Source organism: Rhodanobacter sp. Col0626, assembly GCF_049994385.1.
GTDB lineage: Bacteria > Pseudomonadota > Gammaproteobacteria > Xanthomonadales > Rhodanobacteraceae > Rhodanobacter.
Genome location: NZ_CP188260.1, coordinates 3,634,026 through 3,649,599 on the forward strand (window position 1 = coordinate 3,634,026; position 15,574 = coordinate 3,649,599).

Below are 15,574 nucleotides of genomic sequence, written 5' to 3' on the forward strand. Positions count from 1 at the left end.
TTCGACATGGCGCTGCCCCATCTCGATCGCCCGATCTGCGAACCGGTCGAACTGGCTCCGGGCGCGCCGATGCGTGCGGAGCGCATCCGCCAAGGCAGCGAAGCCGGCGCGAGCGAGCCTTTCGTGCATTTCCACGACGTGCACGAACTGGTGCTGTTCGGCAAAGTGGCCGGCCATTTCATCGCCGACGATCGCCGCTACACGCTGGCGCCGCGCTGTCTCGCCTTCGTGCCGTCGATGGTCCAGCATGATTTTTCGCTGGCGCCGGGGCCGCGCGACTGGGTGCTGGTGCAGGTCGAGGCCATCGCTGGCGAGACGCTGTCCCGCATGCCGGGGCTGGATCGCCTGAAGCACCCGTTCTGCGCCCGGCCTGGCCCGGCGTTGTATCGCCGCCTGCAGATGCTTGCCGACTGGCTCGTCGAACTGGGCGCGGCCGACCCGTTGTCGCGGCCGCTGGTCGAACTGCTGCTGCGCAACGCCATCCGCGCACCGGCCATCGAGGGCGAAAAGCTGGCGACGGACGCAGGTGGACTGCAACGCCTGCGCCCCGCCATCGACCGGCTGCGGCGCGACCCCGCCAACGCACCCGGCGCAGCCCGGGCCGCGGCACTGTGCGCACTGTCGGCTGCCTACTTCAGCCGCCGCTTCAAACAGCAGGTCGGCATGAGCTGGAGCGATTACGTGCGCACCCATCGCCTGCATCTGGCCAGTCGACGCCTGCTGGAATCCGGCCAGAGCATCGCCGCCATTGCCGATGGCCTGGGTTTCGCCACGCCGTCGCATTTCGGCGAACTGTTCCATCGCCGCTTCGGCATGACCCCGATGGACTACCGCCGCGTTGGACGCGTCCGTTCCACGCCATAGTCAGGGAACATGCCCGACATCCATCGAGCCGTTCCGAAGGTCCTCGGCGGATGTCTACTCGACCGTCACCGACTTGGCCAGGTTGCGCGGCTGATCGACGTCGGTACCGCGCAACACGGCGACGTGATAAGCGAGCAGCTGCAGCGGCACGGTGAACACGGCAGGGGCGAGGAAACTGCTGCTGGATTCGACGCGAAGCATGGCGCCATGGGCAGCCATGTCGTCCATGCCGGCGGCGCCATCGGCGAACACGATCAGGCGGCCGCCGCGGGCGCGCACTTCCTGCAGGTTGGACTTGAGCTTGTCCAGCAGCGGGCCGTTCGGCGCCACCGCGACCACCGGCATGTTCTCGTCGACCAGGGCCAGCGGACCGTGCTTGAGTTCGCCGGCCGGATACGCCTCGGCGTGGATGTAGGAAATTTCCTTGAGCTTCAGCGCGCCTTCCAGCGCCACCGGATACTGCACGCCGCGGCCGAGGAACAAGGCGTGCTGGCGGTGCATGAATTCGCCAGCCAGCTCGATGATCGCCGGCTCCAGCTTCAAGGCCTCCTCGATCGCGCGTGGCAGGCGCTGCAATTCGGCGCACAGGGTTTCGTAGCGCTGCGGATCGAGGCCGTTGCGGCGAGCCAGCTCCAGCGTCAGCAGGGCCAGCCCGGCGAGCTGGGTGGTGAACGCCTTGGTCGAAGCCACGCCGATTTCCGGACCGGCGCGGGTCATCAGTTTCAGGTTGGCTTCGCGTACCAGCGAGGACTCGGGCACGTTGCAGATGGCCAGCGTGCCGAGATAGCCACGGCGACTGGATTCGCGCAGCGCGGCCAGCGTGTCCGCGGTTTCGCCGGACTGCGAGATCGCCACGAACAACGTGTCGGCCGGCACCACCGTTTCGCGGTAACGGTACTCGCTGGCTACTTCGACGCTGACCGGCAGCCGTGCGTATTCCTCGATCCAGTACTTGGCGACGAGGCCGGCGTGGTAGCTGGTGCCACAGGCGATGATGTGCAGGCCGCGGGTGGCTTGCAGCATCGGCTCGCTGTCGATGCCGAAAATGTTCGGCAACACGCCATGCGGACCGATGCGCGCTTCCAGCGTGTCGGCCACCGCGCGTGGCTGCTCGAAGATTTCCTTCTGCATGTAATGGCGGTATTCGCCGCGCTCGACCGCATCGGAAGACAACTCGCTCTCGTGCATGGCGCGCTCGACCGGGGTGCCGTCGAGGCCGAACACCTGCACGCTGTCGCGGCTGATCTCGACCACGTCGTTCTCTTCGAGGTAGAGCATCCTGTTGGTGACCTGGATCAGTGCCTGTGCATCGGAACCGAGGAAATTCTCGCCGATACCCAGGCCGACCAGCAGCGGCGCGCCGCGGCGCGCGCCGATCACCCGGCCGGGCTCGTCGCTGCTGAGCACGGCGATGGCGTAGGCGCCTTCCAGTTCGCGCACGGTGGCCAGCACGGCCTCGCGCAGGCTCATGCCCTGACCGATGCGCCGATCGATCAGCGCCGCCATCACCTCAGTATCGGTTTCGGAAGTGAACACGTGGCCGGCAGCCTGCAGCTCGGCGCGCAGGCTGACGTAGTTCTCGATGATGCCGTTGTGCACGATCGACACGCGACCGGCCACGTGCGGGTGCGCGTTGGCTTCGTTCGGCACGCCGTGGGTGGCCCACCGGGTATGCGCGATACCGGTGCCGCCGGGCAACGGATCGGCCAGGTACAGCGCTTCCATCTCGCGTACCTTGCCCTTGGCGCGCACGCGGCGGATCGTGCCCTCATCCAGCACGGCCACACCGGATGAATCGTAGCCGCGGTATTCGAGCGCCTTCAGGCCGGCAATCAGCAGCGGGGCAACGTCACGCTGGGCGGCGGCAGCAACAATTCCACACATCGGCAGGGTTTCCTTTGATGAAGGACGGAGCCTCCGGCTTCGTCGGGACGAACGATTATGCGGATACGACCTGACTGCAGCCTTTCACCGAAGCGGTGAACGCCAGCTCAGTTCACCTTGCGACGCAGATAGTTCAACAGATCGATGCGCGTGATCAGGCCAAGGAAGTCCTCGCCGTCCGTCACGATCGCCACGTGGCCACGCTCGAATACCGGCAACAGCGATTCGATCGACGAACGCACGTCGAGCTTCTGCAGGTTGGTGATCATCGCGGTCGACACCGCATCGCGGAAGCGCGCTTCGTCGGCATGCACGTGCATCAGCACGTCGGATTCGTCGACGATGCCGACCAGCTTGTGGCCGTCCATCACCGGCAGCTGCGACACGTCGTACAATTTCATGCGGTTGTAGGCGGTGATCAGCAGCTCGTTCGGGCCGATCACCACCGTGTCGCGCTGGGCGAACGGGCGCAGCAGCAGGTCGCGCAGGTCGCCATGCTTCTCGCGCTCGATGAAACCGTTGTCGAGCATCCAGTAGTCGTTGTACAGCTTGGACAGGTACTTGTTGCCGGTGTCGCAAACCAGGGTCACCACGCGTTTGGGTGTGGTCTGCTCGCGGCAGTATTTCAGTGCGGCGGCCACCAGCGTGCCGGTCGACGAACCTCCCAGCACCCCCTCCTTCGCCAGCAGTTCGCGTGCGGTGAGGAAGCTCTCCTTGTCGGAGATCGCGTAGGCCTTGCTCACTCTGGTGAAGTCGCTGATCGAGGGCAGGAAATCCTCGCCGATGCCTTCGACCATCCAGCTGGCGGACTTGGTCGAGAGCGTGCCCTCGTTGATGTACTGCGCCAGGATCGAGCCGACTGGATCGGCCAGCACCAGCTCGGTCTGCGGCGAATGCTCGGCGAAGAATCTGGACAGGCCGCTGAGCGTGCCCGAGGAGCCGCAACCGACCACCACGGCATCGACCTTGCCGTCCATCTGTTCGAGGATTTCCGGCCCGGTGGTGGCGATGTGCGCGGCCGGGTTGTCGGGGTTGCCGAACTGGTTGATGAAGTACGCGCCGGGCGTTTCGCGGGCGATCCGCTCGGCCATGTCCTGGTAGTACTCGGGATGACCCTTGGCCACGTCCGAGCGCGTCAGCACCACTTCGGCGCCCATCGCCTTGAGGTTGAAGATCTTCTCGCGGCTCATCTTGTCCGGCACCACCAGGATCAGGCGGTAACCCTTCTGCTGCGCGACCAGCGCCAGGCCGAGGCCGGTGTTGCCGGCGGTGCCTTCGACCAGGATGTCGCCCGGACGGATGCGGCCGTCCTTCTCGGCACCCTCGATCATCGACAGGCCGATGCGGTCCTTGATCGAGCCTCCCGGGTTGGCGCTCTCCAGTTTGAGGAACAGCCCGCACGGCCCGGTGTCGAGCCGCTGCGCGCGCACCATCGGCGTGCGTCCGATCAGTTCGAGGACACTCTGGTGGACCGTCATGGAGACTCCGTGGCAAGGAAGGCGCCGATGCGCATGCAGCGCCCATCCGGCAGGGCCGTCATGATAACCGAGCCTTCCGGCCGTACGCCGGAAACGTCGCGGCCCCGGCAATCCTTCCAGGTGCAACAGGAGGATGCCGGGGCCGCGCTTCACGTGAAATCACAGGTTCAGTGGATGCGGTGCGCTCGATTCGCCCACATTTGCTCCAGTCGCGACTTGGCCAGCAATTTTTCCTTCTTCATGCTGGCAAGGGTGACATCGTCAATGGGGAGTACGCCGATATCGGCGTCGTGCACCTTGCTGTCGAGTTGCTTGTGGTGCTGGTAAAGCCGACGGAATTCGGCATCGGCCTTCATCAAAGCCTCGACATCATCACGCTGCTGGTTTTCAAACATGATCCGACCTCCTCGCGAGTGGACTTGCGGCGCCCCGGAGTGGGCATCCGCAGACGTCTGAACCATGTACGCAACCACGATCCGCGCCGTCGTTGCGGGACGCGGATGGGGAATGAAAAACGTGGAATGGGCGCATGGTTCAGGTCAGTGCCCCACGAAGCCTGGATGCCTCGTGGGGCTTTGACCCTACTCCGCCGATCAGGGCGGTGCAAGCTTCGCGGCGGCCTTTCAGGAAAACGTCTTGTTTTGGTAAAAAACCTGTCAAAACAGTATTTTACATTTACCTAACCGAGTCCCCGGCAAGCCCCTTGTCGCCGTCGACGTGAGGCCGACGGCGGACTTCCGGACAGTGACCGGCCGACCTGTCTACTGCGGGTTCTGGTGCTTCTTGGCGGGCTTCTTGTGCACAGGCTCGGCAGGTTCGGTGGAAGAACCACCGTCCTGCATCTGCGAACGCATGGCCTTGGCGGCCTGCGCGGCCAAGGCAGCCTCACGGCGAGCCGCGTGGGCAACCTTGCTTTGCGCGGCGGCCAGCTTTTTCGCTTGCTCGGCTTCGGCGCGCGCCTGGTCGGCGGCCTGTGAATATTCCTGCCCCTGCTGTTGCAGGCGGGCCGTCTCTTCCTGGGCCAGCTGGTATTGCAGGCGTTGACGCTCCAGCTCGCGGCGCGCCATCTCCGCATCGCGCCGGCTGTTGTCGAGCAGGATCTGGTCATGTTCACGGTCGAGCTGGGTCAGCTTGACCTGGGCAACCTGCAACTGGGCGGCGGCCTTCGCCAGGTCCACCCGTCGTTCGGCCAGATACAGATCATGTGCGCGGTCGTGCGAGCTGGCCTGGGCCAGCCGGTTGATCGCGTCGCGTGCGCGGGCCTGTTCGGCCTGCGCATAGCTGCCCATGCCGGGGTCATTGGCGAGCTGGTCCAGGCTGCCGCTCAACCGGCTGATGTCGATATCGTCTTGCCGTGCGTGCGCCGAACCCACGCTGACCAGGGCCAGTGCGATGGCGGCAAAGGTCGCGGTGAAACGCGTCATGGCTGGCCTCCCTGGGGGTTGGCATCGGATGGCTGGACGGCGTCGGGCACGGTCTGGAATCCGTCTTCAGTGGGCGCGGACAGGGCCGAGGATGACGGTGCGGGCATGTCCTGGGCGGGAGCGGCAGGGCTGGCGGACGGCTGCTCATCCGGTGCCTGCCCGGCCGCCTCGGTTTGCTCGCCCTGGCTGCGCAGGCTGGTGTTTTCCTGCAGCTTGCTCTGGATCTGCGCACGTGCGGCACCCAGCCTGGCCTTGGCCCTGGCCAGTTCGGCGTCGGCACGCGATTCCTCGGCCAGATCGGCCGCGACAACGTACTTGCGCGAGGCCATGGCCGATTGCGCCTGCTGGAACTTGTCCTGCGCAAAACCCAGGTCGACCGGCGCGTAATCGCCAGCGCCTGCCTCGCGTGCTTCCTGCAGCTGGGTCTGCGCCATGTTCATCGAATCATTGGGCGGCGGCACGGTGGCGCAGCCGGTCAGCGCCAAAGTCATGGCCAGTGCCAGAAAGGTCGCTGCCGTGCGGGCTCGACCAAGGGGTTCGGCCAGCGGGGAAAAGATATGCATCACATTCCTCATGGTGTGTCACGGCGTATTGTGGGCGGGCATAATCCATCATTGCAACGCGCATTTTCGAAACAGGGGACTTTTGTGGACATCGGTTACTTCCTCAAGCTTATGGTAGACAAGGGCGCGTCGGACATGTTCCTGTCCACCGGCGCCCCGGTGAACATCAAAGTCGAGGGCAAGTTGTACCCGCTGGGCAACACCGGACTGCCCAGCGGCATGGTCAAGAAAATCGCCTATTCGCTGATGGACGAAGGCCAGGTACCGCAGTTCGAGCGCGACCTGGAGCTGAACATGGCCTTGGCGGTGAAGGAAGCGGGCCGTTTCCGCATCAACGTGTTCAAGCAGCGCGGCGAAGTGGGCATGGTGATCCGCGCGATCAAGAGCGAGATCCCCAGCATCGAGCAGTTGCAGCTGCCCAGCATCTTCCGCGAGCTGATCATGGAGCCGCGCGGCCTGATCCTGGTGGTCGGCGCCACCGGCTCGGGCAAGTCGACCACGCTGGCGGCCATGATCGACCAGCGCAACACCAACTCGCCCGGACACATCCTCACCATCGAGGATCCGATCGAATACCTGCACCGGCACAAGCGCGCGATCGTCAACCAGCGCGAGGTGGGTCTGGACACGCACAGCTACCACGAGGCGCTGAAGAATGCGATGCGCGAGGCGCCGGACGTGATCATGATCGGCGAGATCCGCGACACCGACACGATGGAAGCGGCGATCGCGTTCTCCGAGACCGGCCACCTGTGCCTGGCCACCCTGCATTCCAACAACGCCGACCAGACGCTGGAGCGCATCCTCAACTTCTTCCCCGAATCGGCGCACAAAAACGTGCTGATGAACCTGGCGCTGAACCTGCGCGCGGTGATCAGCCAGCGCCTGGTGATCGGCAAGGACGGTCGCCGCATCCCCGCCGCCGAGGTGCTGCTGAATACCCCGCTGATCCGCGACATGATCCGCCGCGGCCAGATCCACGAGATCAAGGAGGCGATGGATCGCAGCCTGCAGGAAGGCATGCAGACCTTCGATCAGTCGCTTTATCGGCTGTACAAGGAAGGCCGGGTGGAGTTGGAGGAAGTGCTCAACAAATCCGATTCGCGCGATGGCCTCGCCCTGAAGATCCGACTTGCCGAAGGCGGCAGCAACGATCAGGAACTGGTCGGCAACGATCCGTACGGGATGGGCTTTTGAGGAATGCGTACTGAGGGAGGGGAAAGAGGGGAGCAAACCTCTCGTTTCCCGCTCCTCCACACTCGCTTCTAGCTTCGCGGCGCATCCGGCTGCACTTCCGGTGCAGCCTGCCGGAACGCCTCGAGCTCGTTGCAGGCCTGATGAACGCGCCAAATAGTCGGGTAATCGTCCATCGGCAGCTTCCAGCGCAGCGCGTTGTAGACCTGCGGGATCAGGCAGGCGTCGGCCATGCCCGGCACCTCGCCATGACAATAGCGGCCGATCGCCGCGTTATCGGCCAGCATCGCCTCGATGGCCCGAAAGCCCGTCGCGATCCAGTATCGCGACCATTCCACGCGCTGCGCTTCGCTGGCACCGAGCTGCGTTTCAAGCTGTTGCAGTACGCGCAGATTGCCCAGTGGATGGATATCGCACGCCACCGCCGCCGCCAAAGCGCGCACCTGGGCGCGGCCACGCGCATCGCCCGGCAATAACGCCGCCCCGGTTTGCGTATATGTCTCGTCGAGGTATTCCATGATCGCCAGCGACTGGGTAAGCACGCGGTCGCCGTCGAGCAGGCAGGGAACCAGTTCCTGCGGATTGAGCGCGCGATACTCCGGCGCGTGCTGCTGACCGCCGTCGCGCACCAGATGCACGGGCCGTGTTTCATAGTCCAGGCCTTTCAGATTCAGCGCGATGCGCACGCGGTAGGCGGCGCTGGAACGCCAGTAACCATATAGAACCAGTCCCGTAGCCATGTGCTCTCCGCATGCCTGAATGGCTGCAGTTTAGCCATCAAGTGGACCCGCACGTGGCGGGCGCCGGTTTGCATCGTCCGGCGACGGGCCGGACAATAGGCGGTTCGCGCCTTCCAGCGCCATTCCCATCCACCACCGGAGTTCCGCCGTGTCAGTCATCCGCATGAGTGACCTCGATTTGCGCGACCAGCGCGTGCTGATCCGCGAAGACCTGAATGTGCCGATCGACGACCACGGCCAGATCACCTCGACCCAGCGCCTCGACGCCGCCCTGCCCACGATCCGGACCGCCCGCGATGCCGGCGCGAAGGTCATGGTGCTGTCGCACCTCGGCCGGCCGAAGGAAGGCCGGTTCGATGCCGAATCGTCGCTGGCCCCGGTCGCTGCCTGGCTGCGCGAACAGCTCGGCACACCGGTACGGCTGGTGGCCGATTATCTCGATGGCGTCGAGGTCGCCGCCGGTGAAGTGGTGCTGCTGGAAAACTGCCGCATGAACGTCGGCGAGGGCAAGGACGACGATACGCTGGCGAAAAAATATGCCGCGCTCTGCGACATCTTCGTGATGGACGCTTTCGGCACCGCACACCGCGCGCAGGCCTCCACCCATGGCGTGATCAAGTACGCGCCGATCGCTGCCGCCGGGCCGCTGCTGAGCGCGGAACTGGATGCTCTGGGCAAGGCGCTGGAACATCCGGCGCATCCGCTGCTGGCGATCGTCGCCGGCTCCAAGGTGTCGACCAAGTTGATGCTGCTGGACAACCTGATCGGCAAGGTCGACCAGCTGATCGTGGGTGGCGGCATCGCCAACACCTTCATCGCCGCGTTGGGCCATTCGATCGGAAACTCGTTGTTCGAGCCCGACCTGATCGATGCCGCGAAAAAGGTATTGGCCGACGCGAAACGCCGCGGTGCCGCCGTGCCGATGCCGGTGGACGTGGTGGTGGCGCCTGCGTTCTCCGCGCAGGCACCGGCCACGGTAAAGCCGGTCGACCAGGTCGGCGAGGGCGAGATGATCCTGGACATCGGCCCGCGGACCGCCGAGCTGTATGCCGAGCTGATCGCGAAGGCCGGCACGGTGGTATGGAACGGTCCGGTCGGTGTGTTCGAGTTCGACGCGTTCGGCAAGGGCACCGAGACACTGGCGCGAGCGATTGCCGCCTCGTCGGCCTTCTCGATCGCCGGTGGCGGCGACACCCTGGCCGCGGTCGACAAGTACGGCATCGCCGACCAGGTGTCGTACATCTCCACTGGCGGCGGCGCCTTCCTCGAATTCCTCGAAGGCAAGGAATTGCCGGCGGTCACCGCGCTGAAGGCGCGAGCCGCGAAATAATGCTTTGCCTGTTCGACCTCGACGGCACCCTGATCGATTCCGAACACGGGATCACCGCGTGCGTGAAACATGCACTGGCTCGGCTGGACGTGCCGGCGCCGGCGCATGAGGAACTGCGCCGCTGGATCGGTCCGCCGCTGCGGCACAGCTTTGCGCCACTGCTGGATCACGATGCCGAACGGATCGAAGCCGCGGTGGAGTATTACCACGAGCGCTTCAATGCGCTGGGCTGGCGCGAGCACGAAATCTATCCGGGTATCGAGACGCTGATCGAACAGCTCCTTGCTGCCGGCCACCGGCTCGCCGTGGTCACCAGCAAGCCGCATCGCCATGCAGCACCCATCATCGCCCACTTGCCATTCGGCGAAGCCTTCCTGCGCCTGTACGGCCCGCACCCGGACAGTCCGCACAGCGAGAAAGCCTCGATGATCGCCGAAGCGCTGACGGACTTCGATTGCCCGCCAGCCGACGCGGTGATGATCGGCGACCGCCACTTCGACATCGATGGCGCCGTCGCCAACCAGGTGCGCGGCATTGGCGTGCTGTGGGGTTTCGGCAATCGTGAAGAACTGGAGCGGGCCGGCGCCAGCGCAATCGCGGCGACACCGGATGAACTGGCCGCCTTGCTCGGCTGATCTGATGCTGTGGGAGCGACTTCAGTTGCGATGCTCTTCAACCACCGTGAAGCATCGCGACTGAAGTCGCTCCCACATACACGAGTCAGCGAACCACGCGCTTCACCGCATCGATCACATGCGCCACCGTGAAGCCGAAGTGCTCGAACAGCTGCGGTGCCGGTGCGGACGCACCGAATGTGGTCATGCCGACGATCTCGCCATCCAGGCCCACGTACTTGCACCAAAAATCAGCCGTCGCCGCCTCCACCGCCACGCGCGCACGACACCAGCCCGGCAACACGCCTTCACGGTATTCCAGGGGCTGCGCGTCGAACACCTCGGTGCAAGGCATCGACACCACGCGCACGGCCACGTTCTGCTGCGCCAGCGCGCGCGAGGCTTCCATCGCCAGCTCCACTTCCGAACCCGTGGCGATCAGGATTGCCTGGAATGTTGTGTCCAACGGATCGGACAACACGTAGCCGCCGCGCATGATGTCGGCGACCTGGCGTTCGCTGCGCTGCTGGTGCTTGAGATTCTGTCGCGAGAACACCAGGCACGACGGTGCGCCCTTGCGCTCGATCGCCGCCTTCCATGACGCAGCCGACTCCACCGCGTCGCACGGACGCCACAGCTGGTTGTTCGGGATGTAACGCAGCGATGCCATGTGCTCCACCGGCTGATGGGTCGGACCATCCTCGCCCAGGCCGATCGAGTCATGCGTGTAGACGTGGATCGCGTGCGCCGGGATCAATGCACTCATGCGCACCGCGTTGCGCGCATAGTCGGAGAACACCAGGAAGGTCGCGTCATACGGAATGAAGCCGCCGTGCAGCGCCAGGCCATTCGCGATCGCGGTCATGCCGAACTCGCGCACGCCGTAATAGACGTAGTTGCCCTTGCCGTCGGAGCTATTGCCGGTGGCCGCGTCGAGACTGCCCTTCCACTTGGTCAGGTTGGAACCGGCAAGATCCGCCGAGCCGCCGATCAGTTCCGGCAGCAGCGGACCGAATGCGTCCAGCGTCATCTGCGAGGCCTTGCGCGAGGCCACTTCCGGACCTTCGGCCTGCAGCTTGGCGATATAGGCCTGCGACTTGGCGGCCCAATCAGCTGGCAACTCGCCGGCGATGCGGCGCTTGAACTCGGCAGCCAGCTCCGGATGCGCGGCGGCGTAGGTTGCGAACGCGTCGTTCCAGGCCTGCTCGACAGCGTTGCCCACCTGCTTGTGATCCCAGCCGGCGTAAATGTCCGCGGGAATCTCGAACGGCGCGTAGTGCCATCCCAGCTGTTCGCGCGCAGCGGCGATCTCGTCCTTGCCCAACGCGGCGCCGTGGCTTTCTTCCTTGCCCTGCTTGTTCGGCGCACCGAAGCCGATGATGGTTTTCGCGCAGATCAGGGTCGGCTTGTCGCCCTGGCTGGTGGCGACCTTCAATGCCTTGGCGACGGCGTCGGCGTCATGCCCGTCCACACCGCGGATCACGTTCCAGCCATAGGCCTCGAAGCGTGCCGGCGTGTCGTCGGTGAACCAGCCGTGCACTTCACCGTCGATCGAGATGCCGTTGTCGTCGTAGATCGCCACCAGCTTGCCCAGCTGCCAGGTACCGGCCAGCGAGGCCACTTCATGCGAGATGCCTTCCATCAGGCAACCATCGCCGAGGAAAACATAGGTGTGATGGTCGACGATGTCGTGACCGTCGCGGTTGAAATGCGCCGCCAGCACCTTCTCCGCAAGCGCAAAGCCCACCGCATTGGCCAAGCCCTGGCCGAGCGGGCCGGTGGTGGTTTCCACTCCCGGGGTTTCGCTGGCTTCCGGATGGCCGGCGGTCTTCGAGTGCAGCTGACGGAAGTGCTTCAGCTGATCCATCGGCAGGTCGAAGCCGGCCAGGTGCAGCAGCGCGTACTGCAGCATCGAGCCGTGACCATTGGAAAGCACGAAACGATCGCGGTTGAACCACTTCGGGTTGCCCGGATTGAACTGCAGGAAGTCGTTCCAGAGCACCTCGGCGATATCGGCCATGCCCATCGGCATGCCGGGATGACCCGACTTGGCCGTTTCCACGGCATCCATGGCAAGGGCTCGCACGGCATTGGCGAGTTCGCGGCGGGTGGTCATCGGGCAGTCTCCGGAAGGTGCAAAAGCGCTCATTGTCGCTGATATGGCCTTTTGCTGTCGCCGTGCCGACGGGATTAATAATTGCTTAACACTCAGCCGCGTGGTTCAGCGAGCTTCAGCATTGCCCCGTTAGAAATACGCCCCGCAGAGTCATCCCCAGGCACTGCCCGACCGCGCGTGTCCTTCCCCATGGCCCGCGGCACGGCTCAATAAATAAGAAAGTGGAGTACCCCATGAAAAAGACATTGCTCGCCCTCGCCATCGTATCCGCTGCACTGACCCTGCCTGCCTTCGCGCAGGACAACAGCCAGGCCGTGGCACCGACAACCACCGACAGCGCGGCCCCGGCTGGCGGCAATTACCAGCCGAGCCAGTCGATCGGCACCGGCAACTGGTTCGTCAATGGCAGCGTCGGCCAGGCCCATCTGGGCACGGGCCCGTACAACGATCACCCGACCACCTATGCACTCAACGGCGGTTACCGCTGGAAAGTCGGTCCGGATGTAGGCCTCGGCCTTGAAGTCGGCTACAACGACCTGGGCAATTTCAAGTTGAAGAATGCCTTCAACAGCAACGACGTCAACTTGACCGGCCGTCGTAACGCGCTGCGCGGCTGGACCGCCGGCGTCAACGGCAAGATCAACGTGTGGCAGGGCCTCTACGTCAGCGGTCGCGCTGGCGTGTACGGCTGGAAGGGCCACGGTTACGCCAACCAGGACATCAACCGCCACGACCTGGATCAGGTTGATTTCTACGCTGGCGCCGGTGCGGGTTACGACTTCAGCGAGCACTTTGGCCTTGGCCTGTCGTACGACTATTTCCGTGCCAGGAAGGACCGCGTCAACCTGAGCACCGACACGGCGTCGTTGACTGCCGAATACCGCTTCTAAGAAGGGAACACCGGATGAGGCGGACGCGGTTTGCGCCCGCCTCATCCACGCCAAATTAACCGTGGCTTAATACTGTACTGATCGGTATTGAATCTTTTGGCGACCGCCCCATCTAACTGGACAGGTGTCGCTGCCTGTCTTGGGTGGCGCATCGCCGCAGCGGCCACTCCCCCATTGGGCCGACTGCCATGACAACGGAGCAACCCATGAAAATGAAAAAGACCCTGCTTGCCCTCGCCTTCACTTCTGCCGGCCTGCTGGCCGTACCTGCGGTGTTCGCACAGAGCGTTCCGACCCATAACGACGGCTGGTTCGTCAACGGCAACGTCGGCCGCACCTCGATCGACCATGGTGCCTACAACGACAGCGATACCGGTTATGGCGTCAATGGCGGATACCGCTGGGCCTTGAGCCCGGCTGTCGCACTTGGAGCCGAGGTGGGTTACAACGACCTGGGCAACATTCACGCCAAGAACATCTTCAACAGCGACCCGGTGGTCGAGCACGGCAAGTCCCAGCTGCATGGCTGGACCGCTGGCGTGAACGGCCATTTCAATGTCAGCCCGAACTGGTATGTCAGCGCGCGTACGGGCATCTATGGCTGGAAGGGCCACGGCCTGAGCAATGACGAAAACCCGGTCCGCAAGGGCCTGGACGACACCAGCTGGTACGCCGGTGCCGGCGTGGGTTATGACTTCAGCAACAACGTCAGCCTTGGCCTGAACTACGACTACTACGATGCGAAGAAGGATCGCGTGGACCTGAGCACCGACATGGTCTCGGTCAGCGCGGAATACCGCTTCTGAGTTTCATCGTTTCGTGTACAGCAAAAAGGGCGCCGTTGGCGCCCTTTTTGTTGCCTCGTGCCGTCGCGTCAGCGATGGCCGCTTGCCAGGATCAGCCGTTCCACTGACCCAGCGCGGCCAGGCCGTTGTCGCGGGCGCGGGCGTGCACGGTTTTCTGTGCGTCGGCGTAGTTTGCCTTCATGTCCTTCGCCCACAGCTTCAGCGCCGCCTGCTGCATGGCGCGACCGTAGGAGAACGACAGCGGCCACGGGTGCGGGCCGATCTGGTTCATCGCATTCAGATGCGCGGTGGACTGCTGGTCGGTCTGGCCGCCGGAGAGGAACACGATGCCCGGCAGCGAGGCCGGCACGGTGGACTTCAGCACGCGTACGGTGGCCTCGGCCACTTCCTCGGCATCGGCCTGCTCGTCCGAATCCTTGCCCGGGATGACCATGCTGACCTTCAGGATGGTGCCTTCCAGCATCACGTTCTGTTCGTACAACGCGTTGAACAGGCTGCGAAGCACGGCCTCGTGCACTTCGTAGCTGACCTCGATGCTGTGGTCGCCGTCCATGATCACCTCGGGCTCGACCATCGGCACCAGGCCAGCTTCCTGGCACAGCGCGGCGTAGCGGGCCAGCACGTGGCAGTTCGCCTCGATCGCGGTGGAGCTGGGGTTCTCTTCGGAGATGTTGATCACCGCGCGCCACTTGGCGAACTGGGCGCCCAGCTTCGCGTATTCCTGCAGGCGCTCACGCAGGCCGTCCAGTCCTTCGGTGACCACGTCGCCGGGGAAACCGGCCAGCGGCTGCGGGCCCTTGTCGACTTTGATGCCGGGGATGATGCCGAGCTTCTTCATGACCTCGGTGAACGGCACGCCGTCCTTGGTCGACTGGCGGATCGTCTCGTCGTACAGGATCGCGCCGGAGATATGCTCGTTCAGGCCCGGCGTGGTCAGCAGCAGCTCACGGTAGGCGCGACGGTTTTCCTCGGTGTTTTCGATGCCGACGGCCTCGAAGCGCTTCTTGATGGTGTTGGTCGACTCGTCGATGGCGATGATGCCCTTGCCGGGCGCGACCATCGCCAAGGCGATGCTTTCGAGATCTTCAATACTCATGACGACTCCGTGGTGCGTGGCGTTGCCCGCCTGCACAAGGTTGAAGCCGCCTCGAAACCGAAGCGGCATGGCTCAAAACGTCAATTATAAGCCAGATCGGCAGGTCGGACAGGCCCGCCCGACACGGCGGCGTCAGGCACCGTAACCGGGCAACTTGCAGGCATCCATCAACGGCTGGCGCTGCGCCGGATCCTTCGACGCATTGAACGGCACGATGTAATAGGTGGCGACCGGTTCGCCGATGTGGTTGTTCAGCGACGGACCGTAACGGAAATTCGAGACCGCGCTGCGGGCCATCGGCCCCAGATCGCTCTTGGGCACCACCTTGGCCACCTGCACGTTCATCGGCACGCCGTCCGAGCCGACGGTGTAGGTCACCGCCGCGCAACCGGGCTTGTCGAGGTTCAACCCGGTGTTGGGCGCGTCCATCTGCACCTTGGTATTGAGCAGGATCCAGTAACGGTACAGATCCTGCTGGTCGACCTTGCGCGCCTGCGCGAATGCCGGCGCGACGAAACCGACCGCCAGCGCCAGCAGCAGGCCTTGGCGAAGAGGGCGAAATTGGGATGTCATGG

General features: G+C 64.4%; 15 protein-coding genes. 6 read left to right on the forward strand and 9 right to left on the reverse strand.

What is annotated here, in order from left to right:
• Positions 1-6 precede the first annotated feature (6 nt).
• Positions 7-864 carry an AraC family transcriptional regulator gene (locus ACPPVV_RS15980; RefSeq protein ID WP_426700858.1) on the forward strand — a complete coding sequence of 286 codons (858 nt, stop codon included), beginning with the start codon at positions 7-9 and terminating at the stop codon, positions 862-864.
• A gap of 54 nt (positions 865-918) precedes the next feature.
• Here ACPPVV_RS15980 and glmS read toward each other — a convergent pair whose 3' ends face one another.
• The 5 genes from glmS to ACPPVV_RS16005 form a co-directional block, all read right to left on the reverse strand.
• Entirely contained in the window at positions 919-2,748 is a 1,830-nt protein-coding gene (glmS, locus tag ACPPVV_RS15985; RefSeq protein WP_426700859.1) for a glutamine--fructose-6-phosphate transaminase (isomerizing), read from the reverse strand.
• 107 nt (positions 2,749-2,855) lie between these two features.
• Entirely contained in the window at positions 2,856-4,226 is a 1,371-nt protein-coding gene (locus tag ACPPVV_RS15990) for a pyridoxal-phosphate dependent enzyme (RefSeq protein WP_426700860.1), read from the reverse strand.
• Between the two features lie 167 nt (positions 4,227-4,393).
• The gene (locus ACPPVV_RS15995) at positions 4,394-4,621 is read right to left on the reverse strand and encodes a YdcH family protein (protein WP_426700861.1); all 228 of its coding nucleotides are present in this window, start codon (positions 4,619-4,621) and stop codon (positions 4,394-4,396) included.
• A gap of 366 nt (positions 4,622-4,987) precedes the next feature.
• Positions 4,988-5,650: a hypothetical protein gene (locus tag ACPPVV_RS16000; protein WP_426700862.1), complete on the reverse strand. Its 663-nt coding sequence runs from the start codon at positions 5,648-5,650 to the stop codon at positions 4,988-4,990.
• Complete coding sequence (locus ACPPVV_RS16005) at positions 5,647-6,213, reverse strand: DUF4398 domain-containing protein (RefSeq protein WP_426700863.1); 567 nt, start codon at positions 6,211-6,213, stop codon at positions 5,647-5,649. Before ACPPVV_RS16005 ends, ACPPVV_RS16000 begins: the two co-directional genes overlap by 4 nt.
• Positions 6,214-6,297: 84 nt before the next feature.
• On the opposite strand from ACPPVV_RS16005, the gene ACPPVV_RS16010 reads away from it, so the two are divergent.
• Positions 6,298-7,410: a PilT/PilU family type 4a pilus ATPase gene (locus ACPPVV_RS16010; RefSeq protein ID WP_426700864.1), complete on the forward strand. Its 1,113-nt coding sequence runs from the start codon at positions 6,298-6,300 to the stop codon at positions 7,408-7,410.
• Between the two features lie 68 nt (positions 7,411-7,478).
• On the opposite strand, the gene maiA is transcribed toward ACPPVV_RS16010, so the two are convergent.
• A complete protein-coding gene (gene maiA, locus ACPPVV_RS16015) occupies positions 7,479-8,147 on the reverse strand; it encodes a maleylacetoacetate isomerase (protein WP_426700865.1) in 669 nt (222 codons plus the stop codon).
• A gap of 148 nt (positions 8,148-8,295) precedes the next feature.
• Between maiA and ACPPVV_RS16020 the strand changes: the two genes are divergently transcribed.
• Both ACPPVV_RS16020 and ACPPVV_RS16025 read left to right on the forward strand, forming a co-directional pair.
• Positions 8,296-9,477, forward strand: a complete 1,182-nt coding sequence (locus ACPPVV_RS16020; protein ID WP_426700866.1) for a phosphoglycerate kinase — start codon at positions 8,296-8,298, stop codon at positions 9,475-9,477.
• The gene (locus ACPPVV_RS16025; RefSeq protein ID WP_426700867.1) at positions 9,477-10,112 is read left to right on the forward strand and encodes an HAD hydrolase-like protein; all 636 of its coding nucleotides are present in this window, start codon (positions 9,477-9,479) and stop codon (positions 10,110-10,112) included. Before ACPPVV_RS16020 ends, ACPPVV_RS16025 begins: the two co-directional genes overlap by 1 nt.
• 85 nt (positions 10,113-10,197) lie before the next feature.
• Here ACPPVV_RS16025 and tkt read toward each other — a convergent pair whose 3' ends face one another.
• The gene (gene tkt, locus ACPPVV_RS16030) at positions 10,198-12,207 is read right to left on the reverse strand and encodes a transketolase (RefSeq protein WP_426700868.1); all 2,010 of its coding nucleotides are present in this window, start codon (positions 12,205-12,207) and stop codon (positions 10,198-10,200) included.
• A 233-nt stretch (positions 12,208-12,440) separates the two neighbouring features.
• Between tkt and ACPPVV_RS16035 the strand changes: the two genes are divergently transcribed.
• Both ACPPVV_RS16035 and ACPPVV_RS16040 read left to right on the forward strand, forming a co-directional pair.
• The gene (locus tag ACPPVV_RS16035) at positions 12,441-13,097 is read left to right on the forward strand and encodes an outer membrane beta-barrel protein (protein ID WP_426700869.1); all 657 of its coding nucleotides are present in this window, start codon (positions 12,441-12,443) and stop codon (positions 13,095-13,097) included.
• 206 nt (positions 13,098-13,303) lie between these two features.
• On the forward strand, positions 13,304-13,903 hold the full coding sequence (locus ACPPVV_RS16040; protein ID WP_426700870.1) for a porin family protein: 600 nt from the start codon (positions 13,304-13,306) through the stop codon (positions 13,901-13,903).
• Between the two features lie 91 nt (positions 13,904-13,994).
• On the opposite strand, the gene ACPPVV_RS16045 is transcribed toward ACPPVV_RS16040, so the two are convergent.
• Both ACPPVV_RS16045 and ACPPVV_RS16050 read right to left on the reverse strand, forming a co-directional pair.
• Entirely contained in the window at positions 13,995-14,999 is a 1,005-nt protein-coding gene (locus ACPPVV_RS16045) for a class I fructose-bisphosphate aldolase (protein ID WP_426700871.1), read from the reverse strand.
• Positions 15,000-15,131: 132 nt separating this feature from the next.
• On the reverse strand, positions 15,132-15,572 hold the full coding sequence (locus ACPPVV_RS16050) for an energy transducer TonB (protein ID WP_426700872.1): 441 nt from the start codon (positions 15,570-15,572) through the stop codon (positions 15,132-15,134).
• Between the last annotated feature and the right edge of the window lie 2 nt (positions 15,573-15,574).